Here is a 26,244-nt window from a genome sequence, read left to right as displayed (position 1 = left end):
TTGAATCTGAATTCATGTTTTCGGGGGCGCGCGAGGCCCAACTGCTAGGGTGCGGAACCTTCTGAACCCCTGTATGTTGGGCAAATGATTTGTTTTTGCGCCGAGCGCTTTCCCTGGCGGTGGATATGGCAAAATCCGGGCGAGCTCTTACCCCCCGGACTGACAGAAATGGCCACTCGCGCGCTACTCTATCGGCGGCCCGCCGAACCCTCGCGTCTTCTCGTCAAGCATGGCTCGCAAATCTACTCGATTAGATTGCGGCGTCACCGTCGTGCGCGACGTTATACCCTGAGAATTCATCCGTCGGATCGCGAGGCGATCCTCACGATGCCGCCGCGCGGCACCATCATCGAGGCGAAAGACTTCGCGCAGCGTCACGGCGCCTGGATCGCAGCCCGTCTAGGACGTCTGCCGAAGGCGGCGCCGTTCCTGCCGGGCACGTTGGTGCCGCTTCGCGGCGTGCCGCACAAGATCGTGCATCGCGCGGGCGAGCGCGGCACGGTGTGGACCGAGACGCGAGACAGTGGCGAGAAGATCCTGTGCGTGGCCGGCGGGATCGAGCACACTGAACGCCGCGTGCTCGACTTCCTGAAGCGCGAGGCGCGCCGTGACCTGCAGAAGGCGGCCGACGCCTATGCCGAGCAGCTTGGCGTCAAGGTCAAGCGGCTGTCGATCCGCGACCAGTCCAGCCGCTGGGGCTCGTGCACCTCGGCCGGCTCGCTGTCGTTCTCGTGGCGCCTGATCCTGGCGCCGCCCTTCGTGCTCGATTATCTCGCCGCGCACGAGGTCGCGCATCTGATCGAGATGAACCACTCGCCGCGGTTCTGGAAGGTGTGTGGCCGGATCTGCGCCTCGGTCGAGCGCGCCAAGAAGTGGCTCGACACCTGCGGCAACGACCTGCATCGCTACGGCATCGACGATTGAGGTATCGACGACGGACCGCTCGACGATGTGAATCCCAATGGCCCGGCCTTCTGGTCCGGGCCATTTCTTCGTCGGGTTCCAATCTGCAACGATGAGCTCAGAACCCGCCTGCGGACTATCGAATTCTTAAGCCTTCTCGCCTGCAGTCGGAGGATATTGCCCAATTCGGCGGCGCTTTAACGTGGCTGTAACGCTGCGCTCGCCAGATTTACCGCAATCAAACCCAAGGTGACGTCCCAGCGAGCTGCCGGGTCGTTCGCTGCAACCAAAGCGCAGATCGTTTCTCTCGAAACGTGCAGCGCGCCTCGAATCAAACGATGCTTGCAAGCGAGTTCCAACCGGCCGCATCCACACAATTGCTCTCGGCCGCGCTCGACGGTGTTTCCGAGGCGATTCTCTTTCTCGACGCGCAGGGCCACGTCCAGCACGCCAATCGGGCGGCGTCGGTGCTGCTGCGGCGTGAGCCGGCCGCTCTGGTCGGCGTCGACCTCGAAAGTCTGGGTCTGCCCGCGGATCTGATCCCGGCGATCGCGTGCGACGAGACGACCGACGCGCGGCAGGAGGCGGACCAGTCCGACGCCCGCGAAATGACGATGCGCCATGCCGACGGCGGGTGGACCCGCCTCCGCCTGTCGCTGTGCGCGCTCCCGCCGGGCCGGGAGGATCAGCCGGTCCGTTCGCTGCTGTTCATTCGTGACGTGACCACCGAAGTCGACATGCGCGAGCGCAATGCGCTGCTGACGTCGGTCGCCGACCGGACCAACCGGGCCGTCATCGTCACCGATCGCGATCTCAACGTCCTCTACACCAACGCCGCCTTTGCCAGCCTGTTCGGCTACGCGCCTGAACAGGCGATCGGGCGCCGCGCCGAGGAGCTGCTGATCGGCCCCTGCACCGATCCCGCCATCGTCGACCGGCTGAGACAATGCCTCGAGGACGACCGTGGCATCGAAGAGGACGTGCTGGTCTACGACAAGGACGGCCGCGAGATCTGGACGACCGCCTATGTCAAGGCGCACCGGACCAAGCGGGGCAAGGTCAGATATCTGTTCGGGCTGCTCACGGACATCCGGGAGACCAAGCAGTTGCGCTCGCTGCAGCAGTTGATCATGGCGTCGCTGGCGTCCGACGTTTCGATCACGACCATCGCCGATCAGCTGTGCCGCCGGGTCGAAGAGCTCGCTCCGGACGCCGTCTGCTCGATCCTGCACGTCGATTCCGACGGGCACGTACATCCGCTCGGCGGCCCCAGCCTGCCGCCCGCTTATTCGGCCAGCCTCGACGGCGTCGCGATCGGGCCGGACGTCGGCTCCTGCGGCACCGCCGCCTATCTCTGCGAGCCGGTGCTGTCGCACGACATCGATAATGATCCGCGTTGGCAACCCTACAAGGCCGGCCCGCTCGCCGCCGGCCTGCGTGCCTGCTGGTCGTCGCCCATCAAGGGTAAGGATGGCCGCGTCATCGGCACCTTTGCCTTCTACTTCCGTGAATGCCGCGGCCCCAGTCCCTGGCACGAGCAGATCGTCGCCGCCTGCGTCCAGCTCGGTGCGCTCGCCATCGAGCGCCAGGAGGTCCGCTCGACGATCTCACAGGTCGCCTATCACGACATGCTGACGGGCCTGCCGAACCGGGCCCGCATCCCGTCGCTGATCGCCGAAGCCATCAAGGCGTGTCCGGACGGCGGACACGTCGCCGTGGCCTTCCTCGACGCCGACAATTTCAAGGACGTCAACGACACGCTGGGCCATGCCGCCGGCGACGAGTTCCTGGTCGGCTTCGCCAACCGCCTGCGAGCGCAGATCCGCCCCGGCGACATGCTGGGCCGGCTCGGCGGCGACGAGTTCGTGATCGTGCTGCAGAACCGCGATGCCCTGGAAGCCTCGCTCGCGGCGGCGCGCATCACCGCCGCGCTGGCGATGCCGCTGACGATCGGCAAGCGCCAGGTGCCGATGTCGGCGAGCATGGGACTCAGCCTCTATCCTGATAATGCCAAGGACATCGAGACCCTGATCAAGCAGGCCGACGCGGCGATGTACAAGGCCAAGCGCGGCGGCCGGGCGACCTACCGCTTCTTCAGCGCCGACATCGACAAGCTCGCCGAAGAACGGCTGATGCATTCGACCGCGCTGCGCGAGGCGATCGCCAGCGAGGCCCTGACATTGCACTATCAGCCGCAGATCCGCACCCGCGACGGCGCGATCCACGGCGTGGAAGCGCTGGCGCGCTGGCACGATCCGGTGCTCGGCGAGGTCTCGCCCGCCAAGTTCATTCCGCTCGCCGAGGAATGCGGCCTGATCGAGCAGATCGGCGTGTGGTCGATCAAGCTGGCCTGCCAGCAGATGGCGTCGTGGCGCCGCGCCGGTCTCGACATCCCCTGCATCTCGGTGAACCTGTCGCCGATCAACTTCCAGAACGTCAACCTGGCGGCGATGGTGGCGCAGATCCTGGCCGCCAACGACCTGCCGGCGAAGATGCTGATGCTGGAGATCACCGAAGGCGTCATCCTCAACGAGCGCGCCACCGTGATCGCGACCATGAACGAGCTGCGCAACATGGGCGTCGGCCTGTCGCTGGACGATTTCGGCACCGGCTATTCGAGCCTGAGCCGGCTGGCCCAGCTGCCGATCGACGAGCTGAAGATCGATCGCAGCTTCATGCGCGATTTCGAGAACGACAGCGGCACGCGGGCGATCGTGACCGCGGTCGTGCGCGTCGGCCAGAGCCTCGACGTGGCGGTGGTCGCCGAAGGTGTCGAGACCGAGCCGCAGCGCAAGCTGCTGGCCGAGCTCGGTTGCGATGCAATGCAGGGCTTCCTGTTCGCGCGGCCGATGGCCGCCAGTGCCTTCAGCCGCTGGCTGCTGGACTACAGCGCGCTGCGGGCGAGCCTGATGCTGCGGCAGATCGGGCGCAAACTGGCCCGAGCGTCCGGCGCGGCAACCGCCGAGCCGGCAGCGCGTCCCATCGCCGCAGCCGCCAGCTGAGAAGGGTGCATCCCCTCGCGGATGCGCCTCTCACCTCATCTTCGCCGGCTCAGCGCTTTCCACCGAACAAGCGATCCACCAGCCAGCCGTCGAGACCCGCGGCGGCTTCCGGTCGCGCGTTGCCGCGGCTCGGCGGCGCCGAGCGTGCGCTCGGTGCCGGCGCAGATGGCGCCGTGATCTGTGAGGCGATCTGCGCCAGGGTCGGGACCAGGCCCGAGCCCTGCGCGTTCGGCAGCGCCGCGACCGGCACGCTCTGATGCGCTGATCGCATGAAGCGGGTCCAGACCTCGACGGGCAGGCCGCCGCCGGTCGCCTTCTTGGTCGGCGAGTTGTCGTCATTGCCGAGCCAGACGCCGGTGACGAGATGCGCGGTGTAGCCGATGAACCAGGCGTCGCGGAAATCCTGGCTGGTGCCGGTCTTGCCGGCAGCGATCCAGCCCGGGATCTCCGCCTTCTTCGCGGTGCCGGAGATCAGCGTCTCCTGCATCATCTGATTCATCATCGCCGCGTTGCGCGGCTCGATCACCTGCACCGGCTGCTCGGTCTGGCGCATGTAGAGCAGCTTGCCGTCGAGCGTCCTGATCCGCGTCACCACATGCGGCGAGACGGTGAGGCCGCCATTGGAGAACGGCGCGTAGGCGCCGACCAGCTCGATCATCGACACCTCGGAGGTGCCGAGCGCGATCGACGGGTTGGGATCGAGCTTGGAGGCGATGCCGAGCCGGTGTGCGGTCCGCACCACGTTCTTCGGTCCGACCTCGAGGCCGACGCGCACCGCGACCGTGTTGAGCGACATCGCCAGCGCCTGGGTCAGCGTCACCGGGCCGAAATATTCGCGGGTGTAGTTCTCCGGCTTCCAGCCCTTCAGATCGAGCGGCGCGTCCTGGCGGACCGTGTCCGGCGTCAGGCCCTGCTCGATCGCGGTGAGATAGACGAACGGCTTGAACGCCGAGCCGGGCTGGCGTTTGGCGGTTACGGCGCGGTTGAACTGGCTGTCGGCATAGTTGCGGCCGCCGACCATGGCGCGCACGGCGCCGTCGGGGGTCATCGCCACCAGCGCGCCCTGGCTGACGTTGAACTTGACGCTCTTCGCCGCGAGCTCGTCGATGATGGCCGCTTCCGCCACGCTCTGCAGCTTCGGATCGATCGTGGTCTCCACCACGATCGACTCCTCGACTTGGCCGACGAGGTCGTCGAGCACCTCGCCGATCCAGTCGGCGACGTAGTTGATGGTGCCGGCGCCGGCCGGCTTCACCGCGACGGATGGATGCGCGATCTGGGCCTGCGCCTGGGCCTCGGTGATGAACTTGGCCTCCGCCATCGCCGCCAGCACGGTCTGGGCGCGCTTGGCCGCGCCCTCCGGGTTGCGGTTCGGCGCCAGCCGCGACGGCGACTTGACGAGACCTGCGAGCATCGCGGCTTCGCCGATCGTCACCTGCCGCGCCGACTTGCCAAAATAGCGCTGCGCCGCGGCCTCGACGCCGTAGGCGCCCGAGCCGAAATAGACCCGGTTGAGATACAGCTCGAGGATCTCGCGCTTGGAGTACTTGCGCTCCAGCCACAGCGCCAGCTCCGCCTCCTGCAGCTTGCGCGCCAGCGTGCGCTCCTGGGTCAGGAACAGGTTCTTGGCGAGCTGCTGCGTCAGGGTCGAGCCGCCCTGCGACACGCCGCGATGCAGGATGTTGGCGACGACGGCGCGGGCGATGCCGATCGGGTCGATGCCGAAATGCTGGTAGAAGCGGCGGTCCTCGATGGCGATGAACGCCTTCGGCAGATAGGGCGGCAGATCCTTCAGCGCGACGTTGGCGCCGGCCATCTCGCCGCGCTGCGCCAGCATGGTGCCGTCATAGCCCACGATCTCGATCGTCGGCGGCCGCTTGGGGATCTCCAGCGATTGGATCGGCGGCAGATGCGCGCCGGCCCAGATCACGACGCCGACCAGCGCGATCACGCCCCACAGGCCGCAGACCAGCGTCCAGTAGAACATGCGCCCGATCGACATTCCCCAGCGCGACTTGCCCCGTCTCGGCTTTGGCTTTGGTGTCGAGGCCTTCGGCTCGCGCGCCGGCACATCGTCCTCGTCGTCGGGCTCGACCGGCCTTTTCTTTGCAGTCTTTGCAACTGACTTCTTGGGCGTGTCGTCGGAGGGAATGCGATCCTTGGGGTCGAGGCGCAGATCGGCCATCGCGGCCGCAAGACCGAATCGCGGCTCCTTGCGTCCGCCGCCCTGTTTCCGTCCCCGCGCCATACGCAACCCGAGCCCGCGACCCCGCCGTCCGACCACGGTAACGTCCGGAGTTTAAGGGGCAGTTAGAAAGATCTTAACGCGCGATTAGGAGTTTCGCGCCGCTAACGCCGCGTTATGGTTAAGCCAAGGTAAACAACAACAGGCGAGGGAGTTCATGGGCCATATCGATCCCACCAAGGAGGTGTTCGCGCAGTTTCGGGAGAACGACCGCCCGGGGCCGATCCACATGCTGAACCTGGTGCGGCTGCGCAGGGAGGCAGCCTATCCCGATGGACGCAAGGTCAGCGGCGCGGAAGCCTATGCCGCCTATGGCCGCGAGAGCGGCCCGGTGTTCGAACGCGTCGGCGGCCGCATCGTCTGGCAGGGTCGTTTCGAGCTGATGCTGATCGGTCCGCAGGACGAACGTTGGGATCGCTGCTTCATCGCGGAATATCCGAGCGTGCAGGCGTTCGTCGAGATGATTAGGGATCCCGTCTATCGCGAGGCGGTGAAGCACCGCCAGGCTGCGGTCGAAGACTCGCGCCTGATCCGCCACGCCGTGCTGCCGGTGGGCAAGAACTTTGGCGAGGTGCCGGCGGGGTAGGTCTCATTGCATTTCGCGTCTCATTGCATTTGCGAGACTGGTAGTACGGTGTTGCCACACGAAAGGTACGTTCCCTCCCCCCTTGTGGGGGAGGGCTAGGGAGGGGGGTGGCCACGAAGACGGTCGCCCGGAGCTACCCCCCTCCCCAACCCTCCCCCACAAGGGGGGAGGGAGCGCGGCGGTGGACGGCGATAGGGAACGCCAACATCCACGTCGTCGACGCTTGCACGACACATAAGTTTATGCTTATGTGTCGGCATGATCGAGAGTGACATCTTCAGGGCCCTGGCTGATCCGACGCGATACGCGATCTTCGAGAAGCTGGCGAACGGCAGCATGAATGCCAGCGCGCTTCGCGAGGGTCTGACGATCAGCCAGCCGGCGATGTCCCAGCACCTCGCGGTTCTCCGAAGCGCGGGATTGGTGAGGGAAGAACGGCAGGGTCGCTTCGTCAACTATGAGGTCGATCCGGAGGGCTTGGCGCAGATCGCGCGCTGGCTGGCGAAGTACCGTGCCTACTGGCCGTCGCGGGTCGATGCGTTGAAGGCCGTGCTGAAGGACATGGACCAATGACCGATATCAAGGCTGACCTGCAGAGCGACGATCTGGTGCTCGACTACGAACTGGACGCGCCGCCGGAGAAGGTCTGGCGTGCCATCAGCATTCCTGCGCTGCGCGAGAACTGGCTGCCGCGCGGCGACCTCGCCGATGCTGCGCCAATCTCCGCGACGCCCGGCGAAGAAGTCCGCTACCGGATGCGCGACCACGAACCGCCGTACCTGGAGAGCATCGTGACGTTCCAGGTCATGCCCAATGCCGAGGGCGGCACCAGGCTCAGAATCATTCACGGGTTGGTCGCCACGACGCTGATGCGGCGGACGCCGTCGGCGGCGAACAGCAACAGGCGCAGCCTGATGCGCGCGGCCTGATCCTCCAAGTCACCGACACCTCACTGAAACCGGGAGCTCGCGCATGCGCGACACGATGCAACTCGTCCCTATGGTCATCGAGCAGTCGAGCCGGGGAGAGCGATCCTTCGACATCTATTCGCGGCTGCTGCGCGAGCGGATCGTCTTCCTCAACGGCGAGGTCAACGATACGGTCTCCGCCCTGGTCTGCGCGCAACTGCTTTTCCTCGAGGCGGAGAACCCAAAGCGGCCGATCCATCTCTACATCAATTCCCCCGGCGGCGTGATCACCAGCGGCCTGGCGATGTATGACACGATGCAATTCGTCAAAGCACCGGTGCACACGCTCTGCATGGGAACGGCGCGTTCGATGGGCTCGTTTCTTCTGATGGCGGGAGAGCCCGGCGAGCGGACGGCGCTGCCCAATGCAAGTCTTCACGTCCATCAGCCGCTCGGCGGCTTTCAGGGCCAGGCGTCCGACATCCTGATTCACGCGAGGGAGATGGAGCAGACCAAGCACCGCATGATCAGGCTCTACGCCGAGCATTGCGGGCGCAGCTATGAGGACGTCGAGCGCACCCTGGATCGCGATCACTTCATGACCGCGGACGAAGCCTTGCAGTGGGGCTTGATCGACCGCGTCGTCAAGCAACGCGACCTGGGTGACGTCATCAACGATTGATACTCCCTGGACGCGACGGCGGATCCTGCCGCAACAGCCGTCGTCACCCGCGATGCGGTCGAATGGCCGTCGGTGAGCGCACGCAGCGGCGAACGGGCGCATCCCCGTGCCGCAATGCAGAACGGGGCCGCGCCATCGCGCAGCCCCGTACCATCGATGTTGACCGCGTCATTCCGGGGCGATGCGCAGGGTCGAACCCGGACTCTCGAGATTTCCCGGTTCGTCGCTGTCGCGACGCCCTGGAACGACGTCGAGTGCAGCTAGCCCGCCGCGCCCTTGTCCTCCAGGATCGGGCCGAACAGCTCCCAGCGCTCGCCGTTGAACTTCATCATCTGCAGTTGCTTGTTGACGCGATAGTCGGTCGGCGAGGTGTTGATCTTCATTCCCGGTAGCGAGAAGTCGCCGGTTACATCCTTCAGCGACGCCGCCTGCTTCATGACGTTCTCGTGCGTCAGGTTGTCGCCGCACATCTGCAGCACGGTGACCAGGAGCTGCGCGGTCGAATAGCCGTAGGTGTTGAAGTTCGAGTTCTTGTCACCCTCGGGATAATACTTGGCCATGAAATCGAAATAGCGCTTCAGGCCCGGATCGTCCTTCCACTGCGGGTCGAGCGGATCCTTGCCGTAGTTGACGGAGATGACGCCCTTGGCAGCGTCGAGGCCCGCAGGCTGCATGACCGCGCCGACCGAGGTCGCATTGATGTCGACAATGTGCACGGGGTGCCAATCGAGCTCATGGAGCTTCTTGATCGCCTGCGCGGCTTGTTTCGGCGTCGCGGCCGAGAACAACAGGTCGGCCCCCGCCGACTTGATCTTCAGGATCTGCGAGTCGATGGTCGGATCGGAAACCTCGTAGGAGGCTTCGGACACGATCATCGTCGACGCCTTGTCGCCGAGGCCGGCCTTGATGCCGTTCAGGTAGTCCTTGCCGAGATCGTCATTCTGATAGAGCACGCCGATCTTGGCGTTGGGATGCTCCTTCAGAATATACTGGCCGTAGATGCGGCCCTCGGTGAAGTAGTTGGGATTGTACCCCATGGTCCACGGGAAGTTCTTGGGGTCCGTGAACTTGGTGGCGCCAGTGGCGGCGAACAACTGCGGTACCTTCTTGGCGTTGAGGTATTTCTGGACCGCGGCGTTGGACGGCGTGCCGATGATCTGGAAGGTCAGCAGAACTCCGTCGTCCTCGACCAGCTTGCGGACTTGCTCGACGGCCTTGGGCGGCGAATAGGCGTCGTCATACTGGATCAGCTTGATCTTGCGGCCGTTGATGCCGCCCTGCTCGTTGATCATGTTGAAATAGGCGGCCTGGGTCTTGCCGATCGAGGCATAGGCCGAGGCGGGACCCGAGAACGGCACCGTCTGGCCGACCTTGATCTCGGTATCGGAGGCGCCGGGGTCGTACTTCTTCTGGGCCGAGGCTGACGTGACGGAGAGGGTGACGGCCAAAGCGGCCGCCCCTGCAAGACGGAAATATCCCTGTCGCATGGGGTCTATCGTTCCTCCTGATTTGTTATGCGGCTGGTCTGCCCGACCGGGGCGCCATCGCTGGGAGGGAGTGTGGAGGAAGGGCTGGGCGGACGCAAGGCGAGGGGAGCACGGGTGCGGCGGTTCCGTCGATGTCGCTATGATGAGCCCAACTGGCTCAACAAGTTCGGTGTCGTCCCGGCCAAGCCCGGCGTCGCGCAGCGACGTCGGGCGCAGAGCCGGGATCCATAGCCACAGGCCGTCGTGTGGCTACGGCTCGGCGTGGCGATCCTGCCCCAAAACGCTGCCTGGGATTATGGGTCCCGGATCGGCGCCGCGACGCGCTTGTGCGCGTCACGGCTTGTCCGGGACGACACAGAGGATGGAGATACAGCCCGGCTCAGCCCGCGAGCCAAACCAGCACCAGGCCGATCGTGGCCGGCACGCTCTGGATGAACAGGATCTTGCGGCTGGCGGTGGCGGCGCCATAGAGCCCGGCGGCCAGCACGCAGAGCAGGAAGAAGATCTTGATCTGGAACGCGAAGGCCGGCGCCGGGTGCGCCAGGCCCCAGAACAGGCCGGCGGCGAGGAAGCCGTTGTAGAGGCCCTGATTGGCGCCGAGCACCTTGGTCTGCTCCGCGCGCTCCGGCGTGTTGTTGAACGCCCTCAAGCCGGCCGGTTTGGTCCAGAGAAACATCTCGAGTACCAGAATGTAGACGTGCAGCAGGCCGATCAGCCCGACGACGATGTCTGCAATCAATGCCATGGTTCGGCTCCCCCAAGCCTGCGTGGGCCGGCGCTGGTGCCAGTCCCCTCGTTCAAATCGAGCTCCCGAGCGGCTCAGGGCCGCGCGATGGTCGCTCATGCCGCCGGTTGAGCGGCCGCGTCGTCGTTCGCCAGCAGATGCAGCAGCGCGCTCTTGATCGCGGCCTGCCGGGTCGGCGCGTTGATCTGTGCGCCCAGCAGGTCGGTGACGTAGAACACGTCGCGGGCGCGTTCGCCGAAGGTGGCGACATGGGCCGAGGCGATGTTGAGGTTCAGCTTCGAAATCGCGGTGGTCAGCTCGTACAGCAGGCCGGGGCGATCGAGGCCGGAGACCTCGATGACGGTGTAGAGCTCCGACCATTGATTGTTGATGGTGACCTCCGGCTCGACCGAGAATGCCTTGTGCTGTTTGCCGCGCGTCGTCCGCCGCGCCACGGCGTCCGGCAGCCGCAGCTTGCCCTCCAGCACCTGCTCGATGGTCTCGCCGATCCGCGTCGCGCGGCGGCCTTCGTCCTCGTCGCGCTCATATTCGCGGGAGATCGCGATGGTGTCGAGCGCGCGGCCGTCGGTCGTGGTGTAGATCTGGGCATCGACGATGTTGGCCCCGGCGGAGGCGCAGGCGCCGGCGATGATCGACAGCAGCCACGGATGGTCCATCGCGAAGATCGTCAGCTCGGTCACGCCGCGCGCCGGATCGAAGCCGACATTGATCGCGAGCTTGTGGCCGGCATCCTCGCTCGATCGCACGAAGCGGGCATGGCGGATCTTGCGCGGCAGCTCGACCTTGAGCCAGTAGGCCGGATAGTGCCGGCCGATATAGGTGTTGAGCTCGTCCTCGGGCCAGTCGGTGAAGGCGTTGCGGAATTCGGCCTGCGCCGCGGTGATGCGCTTGGCGCGGTTGACCTCGGAGAAGCCGCCGGTCAGTACCGGCTCGGTCTCGTAATACAGCGTACGCAGGAGCTGCGCCTTCCAGCCGTTCCAGACGCCGGGGCCGACTCCGCGGATGTCGGCGGTGGTGAGGATGGTCAGCAGCTTCATCTGCTCGACGGACTGCACCACGGCGGCGAAATTCTCGATCGTCTTGCGGTCCGACAGGTCGCGCGACTGCGCCACCGTCGACATCGTCAGATGCTCCTCGATCAGCCAGGCGACCAGTTCGGTGTCGGCATTGTTGAAGCCGAGCCGCGGGCACAGCCGGCGCGCGATCTTGGCGCCGGCGATGGAATGGTCCTCGGGCCGCCCCTTGGCGACGTCGTGCAGCAGCACGGTGATGTAGATGACAGCGCGGTGCTCGGGCCGGATCTTGCGCATCAGGTCGGAGGCCAGGGTGAACTCGTCGATGCCGCCGCGCTCGATCTCCTGCAGGAACCCGATGCAGCGGATCAGGTGCTCGTCGACCGTGTAGTGATGATACATGTTGAACTGCATCATCGAGACGATGCGGCCGAAGGCGCGAATGAAGTGGCCGAGCACGCCGGTCTCGTTCATCCGCCGCAGCACGACCTCGGCATCGTTGGAGGTCAGGATCTCCATGAACAGCCGGTTGGCCTCGGGATCGTCGCGCAGCTCGGTGTTGATCAGGTTCAAAGAGCGCGTGACCGCGCGCATCGCGTCGGGATGGAAGGCGAGGTTGTGCTTCTGCGCCAGCCGGAAGATGCGGATCAGATTGACCGGATCGTGCTTGAAGACGTCGGGCGCGGCGAGGTTGATGCGGTTGTTGTCGACGATGAAGTCGTCGCTCTCCGGCACGCGCCGCCAGGTGGCGCCGGTGGTCAGGCGCGAGATCATCCGGCTCAGCACCGGCGCCGGCTTGGCCTGCTGGTCCTCGAGCTTGGCGCACAGGATGGCGGTGAGATTGCCGACCTCCTTGGCGACCAGGAAGTAGTGCTTCATGAAGCGCTCGACATCCTGCATGCCGGGATGGCTGGTGTAGCCCAGCCGCACCGCGATCTCGCGCTGCAGGTCGAACGACAGCCGTTCTTCCGGACGGCCGCTGACGAAATGCAGATTGCAGCGCACCGACCACAGGAAATCGGCGCAGCGCCGGAAGGTCCGGTATTCGTGGGCGTCGAACACGCCGCGCTCCACAAGCTCGGCGGTCTCGCGCACCCGGTAGACGTATTTGGCGATCCAGAACAGCGTGTGCAGGTCGCGCAGCCCGCCCTTGCCGTCCTTGACGTTGGGCTCCACCAGATAGCGTGATTGGCCGCCGCGGCGGTGCCGCTCCTCGCGCTCGGCGAGCTTGGCGGCCACGAACTCGGCTGCGGTGCCCTGCACCACCTCGCTGTCGAAGCGCGCGACCAGCTCGTCATAGAGCGGCCGGTCGCCCGCGAGATAACGCGTCTCCAGGATGGCGGTGCGGATGGTCATGTCGCCGCGCGCCTGGCGGATCGACTCGTCGACCGAGCGGGTCGCGTGGCCGACCTTCAATCCCATGTCCCACAGCGAGTACAGAATGGCTTCGGCGACCTGCTCGCCCCAGGCGGTCTGCTTGTAGGGCAGGATGAACAGGAGATCGATGTCGGACTCCGGCGCCATCAGGCCACGGCCATAGCCGCCGGTGGCGACCACCGCCATGCGCTCGGCGCCGCTCGGCACCTGCGAGCGATAGAGGTGCTGGGTGGCGGCGGCGTAGAGGATGCGAATGATCTCGTCCTGCACGAAGCAGAGCTGCTCGGCGCAGCGCCGGCCATGGCGGTCCTTCAACAGTTGCGCCTGGGCCGCCGCGCGCGCCTTGACCAGCTCGGCCTTGAGGAATTGCACCACGGCGGCGCGGAACATGTCCTCGCGTCCCGAATGCTGCGCGGCCAACGCGTCGACCGCAGCCGCGATGCCGGCGCTGTCGAAATCGGAAAGGCTATCAGGGTGGGAATGGGGGGCGACGCTGTCCATGGATGCAACCGGATATCGAACAAGGCCTGTGCTGTCACGAAACTTCCAATGCAACAATCGATCCATGCTGTCATCGGTGCTCACGGGATGATGATCGTTCTGAACGGTGCCGTCGAAAGGAAAAGCAATTCTCGCGCGCCCCTGGCATAACTCATTGAAACAACAGCAATGTTTCTTGAGGGTTGGAGGGGTGACGATGGGTGGATTGTCGAGGCGCGGATTTGCTGCGGTTGCGGCCGTGGTTCTACTGGGATGCGGCGCTGCACGCGCGGCCGAGCCGGTGAAGGAGATCCGCTTGGATTGGGCGACCTATAATCCGGTGTCGCTGGTGCTGAAGCAGAAAGGACTTCTGGAGAAGGAGTTCGCCAAGGACGGCATCAGCATCGTCTGGGTGCAATCGGCCGGCTCCAACAAGGCGCTCGAATTCCTCAACGCCGGTTCGCTCGATTTCGGCTCGACCGCCGGCTCCGCCGCGCTGGTCGCCCGGATCAACGGCAACCCGATCAAGTCGATCTACGTCTATTCGCGGCCTGAATGGACCGCGCTGGTCACGGCCAAGGATTCCAAGATTGCCTCTGTGGCTGACCTCAAGGGCAAGCGGGTCGCGGTGACCCGCGGCACCGATCCGCACATCTTCCTGGTGCGCGCGCTGCTGTCGGCTGGCCTCACCGACAAGGACATCACGCCGGTATTGCTGCAGCACGCCGACGGCAAGGCGGCGCTGATCCGCGGCGACGTCGACGCCTGGGCCGGGCTCGATCCGATGATGGCGCAGGCCGAGGTCGAGGAGGGTGCCAGGCTGTTCTACCGCAAGGCCGACGCCAACACCTGGGGCATCCTGAACGTGCGCGAGCAGTTCCTGAAGGACAATCCGGAGATCGTCCGCCGCGTGCTCGCCACCTACGAGGTCGCGCGCAAGGACGCGCTGGCCAACTACGACGACCTCAAGAAGACCTTCATCGCCGTCACGAAGCTGCCTGAGACGGTGGTCGACAAGCAGCTCAAGGAGCGCACCGAGCTGACCCATAGCCGCATCGGCGCACCCCAGCGCGAGTCGATTTTGGCCGCTGGCCTGGCTTTGCAGCAGGCCGGTGTCGTCGATGCCAAGGTGGATGTGAAGGCCACGCTGGACGCCCTGATCGACGACCAGGTCCCGTTGCCGACGAATTAGGACTTGCACGGCTCGGGCAATAGGCCGCTGCGCCAAATCGCCTATGCCAAGAGCCGGCGATCAAAAACCGGTGTCGTCCCGGACAAGCTCGCCAACGCGATGGCGTTGGCGGGCGCAGATCCGGCAACTGTTATGTTGATGGAGTGATCGCATAAGGTTTTCGGTCGCGCATCATGGCATTCAGGATGGTTAGAAGCTTCCTGGCGACGGCGATGAGGGCGAGCTTGGCGGGTTTACCGGCTTGGCGCAGACGGTTGTAAAAGATCTTGAAGCGATCGGCGCGGCGGACGGCGTTGAGGGCGGCCATGTAGAGGGCGTCGCGGACACGCTTCCGGCCGCCGCCGATCTTGCGCTTGCCACGATACGCCCCGCTATCGCGATTGAAGGGAGCCAGGCCCGCAAGAGCGGCTACCTCCTTTGGCCCGAGATGGCCGAGTTCCGGCATCTGGGTGATGAGTTGCATGCAGGCGACGGGTCCCACACCGGGCACGGAGCGCATCAGCTGTGCCTGCTCCGCAAGCACCGGCTCGGCTTTGATGAGCGCGTTGATCTCGGCCTCGATCTCGACGATCTCGTCATTGAGGACCTCGATCAGGCGGCTGATGCGTTCGGCCATGGCGCGGTCCTCGGCCTCGCTGCGGCGGTTCTTTTCCTGGGCGCGCATGGCAACCAGTTGATCCCGCCGTTTTGCAAGCCTCGCGAGGGCGCTTTGGGCAGGCGTCATGGCCTGCTCGGTGGCTGGCTGCATGGCGCGCCCAAAGGCTGCCAGCGTTCGCGCGTCGATCGGATCGGTCTTGGCGAGTTGGCCGCTGGCGCGGGCGAAATCGCGAGCTCGAGCCGGGTTGATCCGCGCAAAGCGGATGCCCGCCCGACGCAGGGCCTCGCGCAGTTCGAGGTCGTAGACACCCGTGGCCTCAAAGACCACCAGAACATCGCATCGCCAACGCGCCACCAGCTGTGTGATGGCCTGTGGCCCGTTGGCGATGCGCTCCGGCGCCCCCACGGCTTCATCAAAAATATCGAGATAGGGTTTGCAAACGTCGATTCCGACGCAACGAAAAGGTACGATCACGGTGCCTGTCCCTGTGATGCGAGGTCTGTTGGCGCAGCCTCGTGCAACTGTTCAGGTTGATAAATGGAACGGGCGGGAGACCGAGCCGGCTCACGGCGTCTAGCGCCAAGGACCCAACGGCTTCCCGCCCACCATCATCATGGCAGACTTTCCAGACACAGGGACCCATACTCCGTGACGCCTGTTGTGAGGCAAGGCTGGAGCGGCATCTCGCTTCAATACGACGGCCGCGGAGTATGGGTCCCGGCTCAAGGCCGGGACGACAGCGATTGCTGGGCGCCGTCCTTGGTCACCATGCTGATCGGCCACCACGACTATCCGCCAACGCCACGCCTTGCATTCCCGCGCGAGACACTGTTCTCACTATGACCATGACCGTCGAATTGCAGGCACCGGCTTCGGCCGCCCCGACATCCCAGACCGCTACCACGCCGCGGCTCGCACGCTTCGCGCGGCCGCTGCTGGGCCTGCTGTTGCCGCTGTCCCTGGCGATGGCCTGGGAGCTTGCGGTGTGGGCCGGCTGGTCCAACGGCCGGCTGGTGCCGCCGCCCTCGAAGGTCTTCACCACCATCGCCGAGCTCGCCCGCTCCGGCGAACTCTCCCGCCACATCACGATGACCTTGACCCGCGTCGGCATCGGCTTCGGCCTCGGCGTCGCCGCCGGCACGCTGCTCGGCGGCATCTGCGGCTATTGGGGTTTCGCGCGCCGGCTGGTCGATCCGACGATCCAGGCGCTGCGTGCGATTCCGTCGATCGCCTGGGTGCCGCTGTTCATCCTATGGCTCGGCATCTTCGAGACCTCCAAGGTGGCGCTGATCGCAGTCGGCGTGTTCTTCCCGGTCTATCTCGGCCTGACCGGTGCCATTCTTTCGGTCGACCGCAAGATCGTCGAGGTCGGCCGCGTTTTCCGCCTGTCCGGACCGGCCATGATCCGCCGCATCCTGCTGCCCGCGGTGCTGCCGGCCTATGTCGTGGCGCTGCGCGTCGGCCTCGGCCTGGGGTGGATGTTCGTCGTTGCCGCCGAGTTCATGGGCGCCTCCGAAGGGCTTGGCTACCTCCTGATCGACGGCCAGCAGCTCGGCAAGCCGGCACAGATCGTGGCGGCCATCGTCATCTTCGCGATCATCGGCAAGGTCACCGACTGGCTCCTTGAGATATCAACCGCGCCGCTGCTGCGCTGGCAGGACAGTTTCGCGCGCCAGAGCGGGGCGGCCTGATGCTGCAGCTCGCATCCGTTACCAAGGTCTATCCCAACGGTGTCCACGCGCTGGAGCGGTTCTCGGCCGGGATCCAGCTCGGCGAGATCATCGCCATCATCGGCGGCTCCGGCTGCGGCAAGTCGACGTTGTTGCGCACCATCGCCGGGCTCGACCGCGCCAGCGCCGGCACCGTGACGCTCGACGGCGAGGCGATCATTGCGCCGCATCCCAAGGTCGGCATCATCTTCCAGGAGCCGCGGCTGCTGCCGTGGCTCACGGTCGCCGACAACATTGGCTTCGGCCTGTCCGAGCTGCCGGCAGCCGAGCGTCGCGACCGTGTCGCCCGCGCGCTGCAACGTGTGGGCCTCGCCGACAAGGCCAAGGTCTGGCCGCGCGAACTGTCCGGCGGCCAGGCGCAACGCGTCGCGATCGCCCGCGCATTGGTGGCGCAGCCGGAGGTGCTCCTGCTCGACGAGCCGTTCTCTGCGCTCGATGCCTTCACCCGCAAGGATCTGCAGGATCATCTGCTCGATCTCTGGGCCGATACGCGCCCGACGCTGGTGCTCGTGACCCACGACGTCGAGGAGGCCGTGGTGCTGGCCGACCGCGTGCTGGTGATGCGGCCGCATCCGGGCCGGCTGTTCGAGGAGATCACCATCAATCTGTCGCGGCCGCGCGACCGCAACGCGTCCTTGTTCGAGCAGTTCAAGCGGCATGTCTTGACCGCGCTGGACCGCTCGCTCGACCGGACGATGCCGGACACGCAGGGCAGGCGTGAGCCCGGCGGCGGCCTGTGGTGGTGACTTTGGCGGCCCGGCCCGGTACATCTCGTCTGAAATAAATCCGGGAGAGAACGACAAATGGATGCTGCCGAGCTGCGCGCCATGCAGGCGCCGATCAAGGAACGCTACAAGGCCGACCCGTCCGCCGCCGTGATCACCTTGAAGGCCAAGGGCGAGGTCGGGCAGGAGGGGCTGACCTGCAAGCTCGAGACCGGGCGCGCGATGGCGGTGGCCGGCCTGCATCCCGGAACCGGCGGCTCGGGGCTCGAGCTGTGCTCCGGCGACATGTTGCTGGAGGCTCTGGTGGCCTGCGCCGGCGTCACCTTGAAATCGGTCGCGACCGCCGTCGAGGTGCCGCTCAAGAGCGGCCACGTGTTCGCCGAAGGCGATCTCGATTTCCGCGGCACGCTCGGCGTCGACAAGGAGGCGCCGGTCGGCTTCCAGGAAATCCGTCTGCGCTTCGAGGTCGACACCGACGCGCCGCAGGACAAGCTCGACCTCCTGCTCAAGCTCACCGAGCGCTATTGCGTGGTCTATCAGACCATCAAGAACGGCCCGAAGGTGTCTGTCAGCTTGAAGCGGGTGTAGTGCGCGGCGGCGCTGCGGCTGAGGAGACAAGCTGTTGAGGTTCGCTCGGTCTGCGCCTCCCCCGCCTGCGGGGGAGGTCGCCTCGCATCGCCGATGTGAGGCGGGTGGGGGACTTCTCTCCACACGGCACACCCCATCATCGCCACCCGAGCCGCGCCCCCACCCCAGCCCTCCCCCGCCTGCGGGGGAGGGAGCCCACCGCCTGCGCAGCATGAACTGATGTCCCTCGATCCCTCCTTCCTGCTGCTGCTGGCTCTGCGCATGGCGATCGCGGCGTCGTTCGTGGTGTCGGCGTCGATGATCGCCGAGCGCACCGGCCCCGTGATCGGCGCGCTGGTCGCGACCCTGCCGATCTCGGCCGGCCCGACCTACGTCTTCCTGGCGCTGGATCACGATGCCGCGTTCATCGCGCAGGGCGCGCTGACCAGCCTGCCGATCAATGCCGCGACGATCTTCCTCAGCCTTGCCTATGCCGTGCTGGCGCAGCGCCGCAGCGTGCTGGTGGCAAGCGCCACCGCGGTGGCGGTGTGGCTCGGTCTCGCCGCGCTGATCAAGAGCGTGCAATGGACGCTCTTGATGGGCATCGTCGCCAACATCATCACTTTCGCCATCTGCCTGCCGTTGTTGCAGCGCTATCGCCATGCCAAGATGCCGCTGATCACGCGGCGCTGGTACGACGTGCCGCTGCGCGCTTCGCTGGTGGCAACGCTCGTCGCCACCGTCACCTCGGTGTCCGGCTGGGCCGGCCCCAGCGTGTCCGGCATCCTGGCGCTGTTTCCGATCGTCTTCACCTCGATGATGCTGATCCTGCAGCCGCGCATCGGCGGGCCCGCGACGGCGGCCGTGCTGGCCAACGGCGCCTGGGGCCTGATCGGCTTCTCGCTGGCCGTGGTGGTGCTGCACCTCGGCAGCCTGCACCTCGGCGCCGCCGCCGGCCTGAGCGGCGCGCTGGCGACCTGTGTCGGCTGGAATCTCGGACTATGGTGGCTGGGGCGACGGAAGGTCGCTGCGGTCCGATAGGTCGCTCCATGTCATTGCGAGCGAAGCGAAGCAATCCAGGGCTGCGGGCGGGACTCTGGATTGCTTCGGCGCAAAGGCGCCTCGCAATGACGACCAGCTACGACTTCGGCAATTTCGCCTTCAGCGCATACAGCGCGTCGATCGCCTCGCGCGGCGTCATCTCGTCCGGATGCAGCGCTTTCACGGCGGCGATCAGCTCTTCCGCCTCCTTAGACATCGCAGGCTCCGCTGCGGCGCGCGACGGCACCGCGAACAGCGGCAGATCGTCGACCAGGGCGCGGGCGTTCTGGCCGCGGTCGGCGGCCTCCAGTTTCGCCAGCACCGATTTGGCGCGGCTGATCACGGCCGGCGGCAGGCCCGCGAGCTTCGCCACCTGGATGCCGTAGGAGCGGTCGGCGGAGCCGGGCAGCACCTCGTGCAGGAACACCACGTCGCCCTGCCATTCCTTGACGCGGACCGTGGCGTTGAACAGCCGTGGCAGCTTCGCGGCGAGCGCCGTCAGCTCGTGATAATGCGTGGCGAACAGCGTGCGGCAGCGGTTGCTCTCGTGCAGGTGCTCGATCGCCGCCCAGGCGATGGAGAGGCCGTCGAAGGTCGCGGTGCCGCGCCCGATCTCGTCGAGGATGACAAGCGCGCGCTCCCCGGCCTGGTTGAGGATCGCCGCGGTCTCGACCATCTCGACCATGAAGGTCGAGCGCCCGCGCGCCAGATCGTCGGCGGCGCCGACGCGCGAGAACAGCCGGTCGACGATGCCGATGCGGGCACGGCTCGCCGGCACGAACGAGCCGATCTGCGCCAGCAGCGCAATCAGCGCGTTCTGGCGCAGGAAGGTGGATTTGCCCGCCATGTTCGGGCCGGTGAGCAGCCAGAGCTGACCGCTCTTGTGCCCCGGCGTCGGCGACAGGTCGCAGGAATTGGCGATGAACGGCTGCCCCTCACGCTTGAGCGCCTGCTCCACCACCGGATGACGGCCGCCCTCGATGGCGAAGCCCAGCGAGCCGTCGACCTCCGGGCGCACATAATTGTCGTCGACCGCGAGCTTGGCCAGCGCAGTGGCGACATCGAGCATCGCGAAGCCGTGCGCGGCGGCGCGCAGATCGTCGCCGATCGCGAGCGCCTGTGCGCACAGCCGGTCGAAGATCTCGAGCTCGAGATTGAGCGCGCGCTCGCCGGCATTCGCAATCTTGGCCTCGATCTCGCCGAGCTCTGATGTCGTGAAGCGCACCTGGCCCGCCAGCGTCTGGCGATGGATGAAGGTCGCATTCAGTGGCGCCGACATCAATTTGTCGCCGTGCTGCGCGGTGACCTCGACGAAATAGCCGAGCACGTTGTTGTGGCGGATCTTGAGCGCCTTGACGCCGGTCTGGTCGGCGTAACGCGCCTGCATCGAGGCGACGACGAGGCGCGAGGCGTCGCGCAGATTGCGCGTCTCGTCGAGCGTCGCGTCGTAACCGGAGCGCACGAAGCCGCCGTCGCGCTTGATCAGCGGCAGCTGCTCGTCGAGCGCGCGCGCGAACTCCTCAGCGAGTGCACGCGCCGGCCGCGCCAGCGCGGACATGACCGACGCCACCTCCTGCGGCGGCTGATCGAGCGCGTTGAGCCGCGCCAGCGCCTGGTCGGCCGCAACGATACCGTCGCGCAGAGCGGCGAGATCGCGCGGACCGCCGCGGCCGACGGACAGCCGCGCCATCGCACGGGTCATGTCGGGCGCGCCGCGCAGGATCGAGCGGATGTCCTCGCGCGCGGCGCTGTCGGCGACGAAGACGTTGACGGCATCGAGCCGCCGGCCGATCTGCACCGGCTCCGTCAGCGGCGCGGCGAGCCGCTGCGCCAGCAGGCGCGAGCCGGCCGAGGTCACCGTGCAGTCGATGGCGTCGAGCAGCGAGCCGCGGCGCTCGCCGGCGAGCGTGCGCGTCAGCTCGAGATTGGCGCGGGTGGCCGGATCGATCGCCATGGTGCTGCCGGTCGCCTCGCGCGCCGGCGGCGCCAGCGGCGGGCGCTGCCCCACTTGCGTACGTTCGACATAGGTGACGCAGGCGGCCGCCGCGGTCGCTTCCAAACGCGACAGCACCGCGAGGCCGTCCATGGTGGCGACCGCGAAATAGTCGCACAGCCGCCGTTCGGCGGTGGCGCCGTCGAACACGTCGCGCGTCAGCGGCGTCACCGCGGCGAGCTCGCGCAGCACTGGCTCGAAGGTCGCATCCGAATAGAGCGCATCCGAGATGATCACCTCGTTCGGATTGATGCGCGCCAGCGTCGCGGTCAGCTCGGCGAACGCGCATTCGGTGACGATGAAGTCCGAGGTCGAGATGTCGATCCAGGCGAGTCCGAGCCGGTCGCCGCCGGACGAGCCGCGGCTGCGCGCGATCGCCAGCAGATAATTGTTGGCGCGCGCGTCGAGCAGGTTGTCTTCGGTCAAGGTGCCCGGCGTCACCACGCGCACCACGCCGCGCTTGACCACGCTCTTGTTGCCGCGCGCCCGCGCTGCGGCGGGGTCCTCCATCTGCTCGCACACGGCGACGCGGATGCCCTGCGCGATCAGCCGGTGCAGATAGTCCTCCGAGCGCTCCACCGGCACGCCGCACATCGGAATGTCCTGGCCCAGGTGCTTGCCGCGCTTGGTCAAGACGATGCCGAGCGCCTTCGACGCGACCTCGGCGTCCTCGAAGAACAGTTCGTAGAAATCGCCCATCCGATAGAACAGCATCAGCCCCGGATGCGCCGCCTTGATGTCGAGATACTGCTCCATCATCGGCGTGAGCTTGGCCGGCGCCTCGGCGGGCGCGGCGTCCTGTGGAACCGGGGCGGAGATGGGCTGCTGGATCGTCATGGCGCGGAAACTAGCCAATTTGCCCGGACGGTCCTACCGCTTTGCAGGCGATGTCCCGGTTTTCCACGATGGCAATGTCTCCCCCGATGTGGTGCCCGAGATGATCGCAGCTCTCTCCTCTCGTCATTCCGGGGCGTGCGCAGCACGAACCCGGAATCCATCGTGCGGCGGGTCGCGTGGATTGATGGATTCCGGGCTCGTCGCGCTTGCGCGCGCCGCCCCGGAATGACGGAGAGTTTGAGGCGGGGCCTGCGCTGAACCTCGGACGGTGGCCGCTTTTGCACCTCCCCCGCACGCGGGGGAGGTCGCATTGCATCGTCAGATGCGATGCGGGTGGGGGAATTCTCTCCGCACGGTACAGTCTCGCTTGGGCGGCCCCCACCCCAACCCTCCCCCGCAAGCGGGGGAGGGGGCGCACCGCTCGCGTTGAGAGAGCGTCGCATACGACAGCGCCGCGCATGCCACCCCGCGCTCCCGTCATTTGACCTGCCCCGATCGCACTCCTAAAACCGCCGTCAATTCTGACCAGAAACACGAAAGTTCGGGAGAGAGCGATGCGAGACGTCTACATTTGTGATGCGGTGCGGACCCCGATCGGCCGCTTCGGCGGCGCGCTGGCGAAAGTGCGCACCGATGATCTCGCCGCCACCCCGCTCAAGGCGCTCAAGGCCAAGCATCCGAATCTCGACTGGGCCGCGGTCGACGAGGTGTTCTTCGGCTGCGCCAACCAGGCCGGCGAGGACAACCGCAACGTCGCGCGCATGGCGCTGCTGCTCGCGGGCCTGCCGGATTCCATTCCCGGCCAGACCTTGAACCGCCTCTGCGCCTCCGGCCTCGACGCGGTCGGCGCCGCGGGCCGCGCGATCCGCGCCGGCGAGGTCGATCTGGCGATCGCCGGCGGCGTCGAATCGATGACGCGCGCGCCGTTCGTGCAGGGCAAGGCGACCGAGGCGTTCTCGCGCTCGGCCGAGATCTTCGACACCACGATCGGCTGGCGCTTCATCAATCCCTTGATGAAGCAGCAGTACGGCGTCGATTCGATGCCGGAGACCGGCGAGAACGTCGCCGAGGAATTCCAGGTCTCGCGCGCCGACCAGGACGCGTTCGCGATCCGCTCCCAGCAGCGCGCCGGAAAGGCCATCGCCTCGGGCTATTTCGCAGCCGAGATCACGCCGGTCATGGTGCCCGGCGGCAAGGCCGGCCCTGTGACGGTGGACAAGGACGAGCATCCGCGCCCCGAGACCACGCTCGAAGGTCTGGCCAAGCTGAAGCCGATCGTGCGCAATCCGGGCACGGTCACCGCCGGCAATGCGTCGGGCGTCAATGACGGCGCCGCCGCCATGATCCTCGCGTCGGAAGCCGCCGTGAAGAAGCACGGCCTCACGCCGCGCGCGCGCGTTCTCGGCCTCGCCTCGGCCGGCGTGCCGCCCCGCATCATGGGCATCGGCCCGGTGCCGGCGGTGCGCAAGCTGATGGAGCGGCTCGGCCTCAAGATCACCGATTTCGACCTGATCGAGCTGAACGAGGCGTTCGCGTCCCAGGGCATCGCCTGCCTGCGCCAGCTCGGCGTCGCCGAGGACGCCGATTTCGTCAACCCGCATGGCGGCGCCATCGCGCTCGGCCATCCCCTGGGCATGAGCGGCGCGCGCATCGCGATGACCGCGGTGCACGGCCTCGAGGTCCGCGGCGGCAAGCGTGCGCTCGCCACGATGTGCGTCGGCGTCGGCCAGGGCGTCGCACTGGCGGTCGAGAAGCTCGACTAATACTCCGCCGTCATTGCGAGCGAAGCGAAGCAATCCAGAGTCGCATGTGTAGCCCTGGATTGCTTCGTCGCTTCGCTCCTCGCAATGACGGAGAAGGCTGAGGGATCGCACCATGACCATCTCCCGCGAACAGGACGTCACGCCGGCGGTGCTGGCGGTGATGGATCGCACCGAGAACCCGCGGCTGCGCGAGATCATGGTGTCGCTGATCAAGCACCTGCACGGCTTCGTCCGCGATGTCAGGCTTACCGAGGCCGAATTTCGCGAAGCCGCCGCCATCATCGCCGAGCTCGGTCAGCGCACCAACGACAGCCACAATGAGGTCGTGCTGATGGCCGGCTCGCTCGGCGTCTCGCCGCTGGTCTGCCTGCTCAACAATGGCGATGGCGGCAACACCGAGACCGCGCAGTCGCTGCTCGGCCCGTTCTGGCGGTTGAACTCGCCGCGCACTGACAATGGCGGCTCGATCGTGCGCTCGGCGACATCAGGCCCGGCGCTGTTCGTGCACGGTCGCGTGGTCGATCCGAACGGCGCGCCGGTCGCCGGCGCCGAGGTCGACGTCTGGCACGCCTCGCCGGTCGGCTACTACGAGAACCAGGATCCCGATCAGGCCGACATGAACCTGCGCGGCAAGCTCGTGACCGATGCCGATGGCCGCTTCTGGTTTCGCTCGGTGATGATGGTCGGCTATCCCATCCCGACCGACGGGGTCGTCGGCCGGCTGCTGAAGGCGCAGGGCCGTCATCCCTATCGCCCGGCGCATCTGCATGCGCTGATCGTCAAGCCGGGATTCAAGGTCCTGATCTCGCAGGTCTACGACCCCAACGACCCGCACATCGACAGCGACGTCCAGTTCGGCGTCACGAAGGCGCTGCTCGGCAACTTCATTCGCCACGACATGCCGCACCCGACCGAGCCCGGCGTCACCACGCCCTGGTATTCGCTCGAGCACGTCTACCGGATGGAGATCGGCGACACCGTGCTGCCGCGCGCGCCGATCAAGTAGCGCTTCGGAATATCCGTGCTAGTATGGGCAAGCTGCAACCCTGAAGGGACGGCGCCCACATGTCCTCCACCGACTTGCCGTCCGTTGCCAAGCCCGCCGCGTTGACGGCGACGATGCGTGAGGCGGGTGTGCTCGAAGTCCGGCGCGGTCTCGGACGTCGCCGTGATCAGCGACCGGCCGATGCTGTTGTCGCGCATCATCCGCCTTGGCTTGTCCTATAGCGGCGCGGCCCCGGACGCGCCGAAGGCGTTGATCCTGAAAATCCCGATGCCGGCCTTCGCCAAGACGCTGTGGCGGGGCGGGCGCCACGAGGTCAATTTTTATCGCGGACTGGCGCGGCTCATGCCGACGGGCCTCGTGCCCGGCTCTTACGGCGGCGCGTGGGACGAAGCCGCGCTCACCTGGCACTTGTTGCTCGAGGATCTCACCGACACGCACCAGACGGCGACGCCATGGCCGCTGCCGCCTGCGCTGCCCCAGGCCGAGGGGATCGTGCGGGCGCTGGCGCGGCTGCATGCGGCGTGGTGGGACGATCCGCGGCTTGGCGTGTCCATCGGCAGCTTTGCGACCGCGGACGAGCGCGCCGAGCGCGGCAGCACCTTTGCCGGCCACTATCAGCGCTTCGCCGATCAGTTGGGAGACCGCCTGAGCGCGGACCGGCGCGCGGTCTACGAACGCCTGATGGCGGCGACGCCGCGGCTCTCGGAACGCTATCTGTCGCGGCGAAACCTCAGCATTGCGCATGGCGACGCGCATGTCTGGAATTTTCTGGTGCCGAAGGCCGCCGACAGCGACGACGTGCGCGCGTTTGATTTCGACCAGTGGCGGATCGGCGTGCCCGCGAACGATCTCGCCTACATGATCGCGCTGCAAATCTATCCCGACCGTCGGGCGCGGATCGAGCGGCCGTTGCTCGACAGCTATCATCAGACATTGGTCGCAGGCGGTGTGACCGGCTACGACAGGGCGGCGCTGGATCAGGACTATCGTCTCGCCGTGCTCTGGCACATCGCCCAGCCGGTCTGGCAATGGGCGATCCAGCTCCCTCCGGTGATCTGGTGGAATAATCTCGAGCGCATCTTCCTTGCGTTCGACGATCTCGGCTGCCGCGAATTGCTGGACTGACGGCGCTTCCCTCGCGACAGGGCCGCACGCGCGCGGCGAGGTCTTTGTCGCTACACGTCACTGCGGTGCATTTTGCCGGCGTCGCTACCAGCCCCCTTAACGATCACCAGAGATTGTTCGCCGGCCTTAAACCGCCGGCCAGCATCGGCGCGACATATCGGCATGGGCATGGCGTTCGACATGGTCACGGAAGGGATCGGATCGGGAGCTGGCTTGCTAAAGCACGGATATTGTGCTTT

At 66.5% G+C, this 26,244-nt stretch carries 19 protein-coding genes and 1 pseudogene; 14 read left to right on the top strand and 6 right to left on the bottom strand.

Features of this window, described 5'->3' with window-relative positions:
* Window positions 1–84: 84 nt before the first annotated feature.
* Together QW863_RS17360 and QW863_RS17355 are read left to right on the top strand one after the other, a co-directional pair.
* A complete protein-coding gene (locus QW863_RS17360; protein WP_315715142.1) occupies window positions 85–924 on the top strand; it encodes a SprT family zinc-dependent metalloprotease in 840 nt (279 codons plus the stop codon).
* 317 nt (window positions 925–1,241) lie between these two features.
* The gene (locus tag QW863_RS17355; RefSeq protein WP_315715143.1) at window positions 1,242–3,905 is read left to right on the top strand and encodes an EAL domain-containing protein; all 2,664 of its coding nucleotides are present in this window, start codon (window positions 1,242–1,244) and stop codon (window positions 3,903–3,905) included.
* A gap of 49 nt (window positions 3,906–3,954) precedes the next feature.
* Here QW863_RS17355 and QW863_RS17350 read toward each other — a convergent pair whose 3' ends face one another.
* Window positions 3,955–6,153: a penicillin-binding protein 1A gene (locus QW863_RS17350; RefSeq protein WP_315768096.1), complete on the bottom strand. Its 2,199-nt coding sequence runs from the start codon at window positions 6,151–6,153 to the stop codon at window positions 3,955–3,957.
* 154 nt (window positions 6,154–6,307) lie between these two features.
* Here QW863_RS17350 and QW863_RS17345 point away from each other — a divergent pair, with 154 nt between their 5' ends.
* From QW863_RS17345 to QW863_RS17330, 4 genes are all read left to right on the top strand, one after another.
* Complete coding sequence (locus tag QW863_RS17345) at window positions 6,308–6,736, top strand: DUF1330 domain-containing protein (protein WP_315768059.1); 429 nt, start codon at window positions 6,308–6,310, stop codon at window positions 6,734–6,736.
* A gap of 258 nt (window positions 6,737–6,994) precedes the next feature.
* The gene (locus QW863_RS17340; RefSeq protein ID WP_315715146.1) at window positions 6,995–7,309 is read left to right on the top strand and encodes a metalloregulator ArsR/SmtB family transcription factor; all 315 of its coding nucleotides are present in this window, start codon (window positions 6,995–6,997) and stop codon (window positions 7,307–7,309) included.
* Entirely contained in the window at window positions 7,306–7,665 is a 360-nt protein-coding gene (locus QW863_RS17335) for a polyketide cyclase (protein WP_315768057.1), read from the top strand. The genes QW863_RS17340 and QW863_RS17335 overlap by 4 nt, the downstream gene beginning before the upstream one ends.
* Window positions 7,666–7,708: 43 nt before the next feature.
* Window positions 7,709–8,326, top strand: a complete 618-nt coding sequence (locus tag QW863_RS17330) for an ATP-dependent Clp protease proteolytic subunit (protein WP_315715148.1) — start codon at window positions 7,709–7,711, stop codon at window positions 8,324–8,326.
* A 260-nt stretch (window positions 8,327–8,586) separates the two neighbouring features.
* On the opposite strand, the gene QW863_RS17325 is transcribed toward QW863_RS17330, so the two are convergent.
* The 3 genes from QW863_RS17325 to QW863_RS17315 form a co-directional block, all read right to left on the bottom strand.
* The gene (locus tag QW863_RS17325) at window positions 8,587–9,813 is read right to left on the bottom strand and encodes an ABC transporter substrate-binding protein (protein WP_315768055.1); all 1,227 of its coding nucleotides are present in this window, start codon (window positions 9,811–9,813) and stop codon (window positions 8,587–8,589) included.
* 379 nt (window positions 9,814–10,192) lie between these two features.
* Window positions 10,193–10,558 carry a DUF1304 domain-containing protein gene (locus tag QW863_RS17320; RefSeq protein ID WP_315768053.1) on the bottom strand — a complete coding sequence of 122 codons (366 nt, stop codon included), beginning with the start codon at window positions 10,556–10,558 and terminating at the stop codon, window positions 10,193–10,195.
* A gap of 95 nt (window positions 10,559–10,653) precedes the next feature.
* Window positions 10,654–13,449: a [protein-PII] uridylyltransferase gene (locus QW863_RS17315; RefSeq protein WP_315768051.1), complete on the bottom strand. Its 2,796-nt coding sequence runs from the start codon at window positions 13,447–13,449 to the stop codon at window positions 10,654–10,656.
* Window positions 13,450–13,645: 196 nt separating this feature from the next.
* On the opposite strand from QW863_RS17315, the gene QW863_RS17310 reads away from it, so the two are divergent.
* Complete coding sequence (locus QW863_RS17310; RefSeq protein WP_315768049.1) at window positions 13,646–14,620, top strand: aliphatic sulfonate ABC transporter substrate-binding protein; 975 nt, start codon at window positions 13,646–13,648, stop codon at window positions 14,618–14,620.
* Window positions 14,621–14,750: 130 nt separating this feature from the next.
* Here the strand turns inward: QW863_RS17310 and QW863_RS17305 are convergent, their stop codons facing one another.
* Complete coding sequence (locus tag QW863_RS17305; RefSeq protein ID WP_315767724.1) at window positions 14,751–15,692, bottom strand: transposase; 942 nt, start codon at window positions 15,690–15,692, stop codon at window positions 14,751–14,753.
* Between the two features lie 365 nt (window positions 15,693–16,057).
* Between QW863_RS17305 and QW863_RS17300 the strand changes: the two genes are divergently transcribed.
* From QW863_RS17300 to QW863_RS17285, 4 genes are all read left to right on the top strand, one after another.
* Window positions 16,058–16,909, top strand: coding sequence for an ABC transporter permease (locus tag QW863_RS17300; protein WP_315715153.1), 852 nt, complete (start codon window positions 16,058–16,060; stop codon window positions 16,907–16,909).
* On the top strand, window positions 16,909–17,694 hold the full coding sequence (locus QW863_RS17295) for an ABC transporter ATP-binding protein (protein ID WP_315768047.1): 786 nt from the start codon (window positions 16,909–16,911) through the stop codon (window positions 17,692–17,694). Before QW863_RS17300 ends, QW863_RS17295 begins: the two co-directional genes overlap by 1 nt.
* A gap of 57 nt (window positions 17,695–17,751) precedes the next feature.
* Complete coding sequence (locus tag QW863_RS17290) at window positions 17,752–18,261, top strand: OsmC family protein (RefSeq protein ID WP_315715155.1); 510 nt, start codon at window positions 17,752–17,754, stop codon at window positions 18,259–18,261.
* A 219-nt stretch (window positions 18,262–18,480) separates the two neighbouring features.
* Window positions 18,481–19,281, top strand: coding sequence for a hypothetical protein (locus QW863_RS17285; protein ID WP_315715156.1), 801 nt, complete (start codon window positions 18,481–18,483; stop codon window positions 19,279–19,281).
* Between the two features lie 97 nt (window positions 19,282–19,378).
* Here the strand turns inward: QW863_RS17285 and mutS are convergent, their stop codons facing one another.
* Window positions 19,379–22,111 carry a DNA mismatch repair protein MutS gene (mutS, locus tag QW863_RS17280; protein WP_315715157.1) on the bottom strand — a complete coding sequence of 911 codons (2,733 nt, stop codon included), beginning with the start codon at window positions 22,109–22,111 and terminating at the stop codon, window positions 19,379–19,381.
* Window positions 22,112–22,665: 554 nt separating this feature from the next.
* On the opposite strand from mutS, the gene pcaF reads away from it, so the two are divergent.
* The 3 genes and pseudogenes from pcaF to QW863_RS17265 all read left to right on the top strand — a co-directional run bounded on the left by pcaF (window position 22,666) and on the right by QW863_RS17265 (window position 26,005).
* Window positions 22,666–23,874, top strand: coding sequence for a 3-oxoadipyl-CoA thiolase (pcaF, locus tag QW863_RS17275; RefSeq protein ID WP_315715158.1), 1,209 nt, complete (start codon window positions 22,666–22,668; stop codon window positions 23,872–23,874).
* Between the two features lie 112 nt (window positions 23,875–23,986).
* Complete coding sequence (locus tag QW863_RS17270) at window positions 23,987–24,880, top strand: dioxygenase (RefSeq protein WP_315715159.1); 894 nt, start codon at window positions 23,987–23,989, stop codon at window positions 24,878–24,880.
* 59 nt (window positions 24,881–24,939) lie between these two features.
* Window positions 24,940–26,005: pseudogene (locus tag QW863_RS17265) on the top strand (phosphotransferase).
* Window positions 26,006–26,244 lie beyond the last annotated feature (239 nt).

Source organism: Bradyrhizobium sp. SZCCHNR1017 (assembly GCF_032381375.1).
Classification (GTDB): Bacteria; Pseudomonadota; Alphaproteobacteria; order Rhizobiales; family Xanthobacteraceae; genus Bradyrhizobium.
The sequence above is the reverse complement of the archived record's forward strand: the minus strand, read 5'-3'. Positions and strand labels throughout refer to the sequence as shown.

Bases quoted from the DNA above. Each gene is read 5' to 3' on its own strand.
- QW863_RS17355 (WP_315715143.1), top strand. From the start codon at position 1,242: ATGCTTGCAAGCGAGTTCCAACCGGCCGCATCCACACAATTGCTCTCG.
- QW863_RS17330 (WP_315715148.1), top strand. From the start codon at position 7,709: ATGCGCGACACGATGCAACTCGTCCCTATGGTCATCGAGCAGTCGAGC.
- QW863_RS17345 (WP_315768059.1), top strand. From the start codon at position 6,308: ATGGGCCATATCGATCCCACCAAGGAGGTGTTCGCGCAGTTTCGGGAG.
- QW863_RS17295 (WP_315768047.1), top strand. From the start codon at position 16,909: ATGCTGCAGCTCGCATCCGTTACCAAGGTCTATCCCAACGGTGTCCAC.
- QW863_RS17315 (WP_315768051.1), bottom strand. From the start codon at position 13,449: ATGGACAGCGTCGCCCCCCATTCCCACCCTGATAGCCTTTCCGATTTC.
- QW863_RS17290 (WP_315715155.1), top strand. From the start codon at position 17,752: ATGGATGCTGCCGAGCTGCGCGCCATGCAGGCGCCGATCAAGGAACGC.
- QW863_RS17300 (WP_315715153.1), top strand. From the start codon at position 16,058: ATGACCATGACCGTCGAATTGCAGGCACCGGCTTCGGCCGCCCCGACA.
- QW863_RS17285 (WP_315715156.1), top strand. From the start codon at position 18,481: ATGTCCCTCGATCCCTCCTTCCTGCTGCTGCTGGCTCTGCGCATGGCG.
- QW863_RS17335 (WP_315768057.1), top strand. From the start codon at position 7,306: ATGACCGATATCAAGGCTGACCTGCAGAGCGACGATCTGGTGCTCGAC.
- mutS (WP_315715157.1), bottom strand. From the start codon at position 22,111: ATGACGATCCAGCAGCCCATCTCCGCCCCGGTTCCACAGGACGCCGCG.
- QW863_RS17270 (WP_315715159.1), top strand. From the start codon at position 23,987: ATGACCATCTCCCGCGAACAGGACGTCACGCCGGCGGTGCTGGCGGTG.
- QW863_RS17320 (WP_315768053.1), bottom strand. From the start codon at position 10,558: ATGGCATTGATTGCAGACATCGTCGTCGGGCTGATCGGCCTGCTGCAC.
- pcaF (WP_315715158.1), top strand. From the start codon at position 22,666: ATGCGAGACGTCTACATTTGTGATGCGGTGCGGACCCCGATCGGCCGC.
- QW863_RS17350 (WP_315768096.1), bottom strand. From the start codon at position 6,153: ATGGCGCGGGGACGGAAACAGGGCGGCGGACGCAAGGAGCCGCGATTC.
- QW863_RS17325 (WP_315768055.1), bottom strand. From the start codon at position 9,813: ATGCGACAGGGATATTTCCGTCTTGCAGGGGCGGCCGCTTTGGCCGTC.
- QW863_RS17360 (WP_315715142.1), top strand. From the start codon at position 85: ATGATTTGTTTTTGCGCCGAGCGCTTTCCCTGGCGGTGGATATGGCAA.
- QW863_RS17310 (WP_315768049.1), top strand. From the start codon at position 13,646: ATGGGTGGATTGTCGAGGCGCGGATTTGCTGCGGTTGCGGCCGTGGTT.
- QW863_RS17340 (WP_315715146.1), top strand. From the start codon at position 6,995: ATGATCGAGAGTGACATCTTCAGGGCCCTGGCTGATCCGACGCGATAC.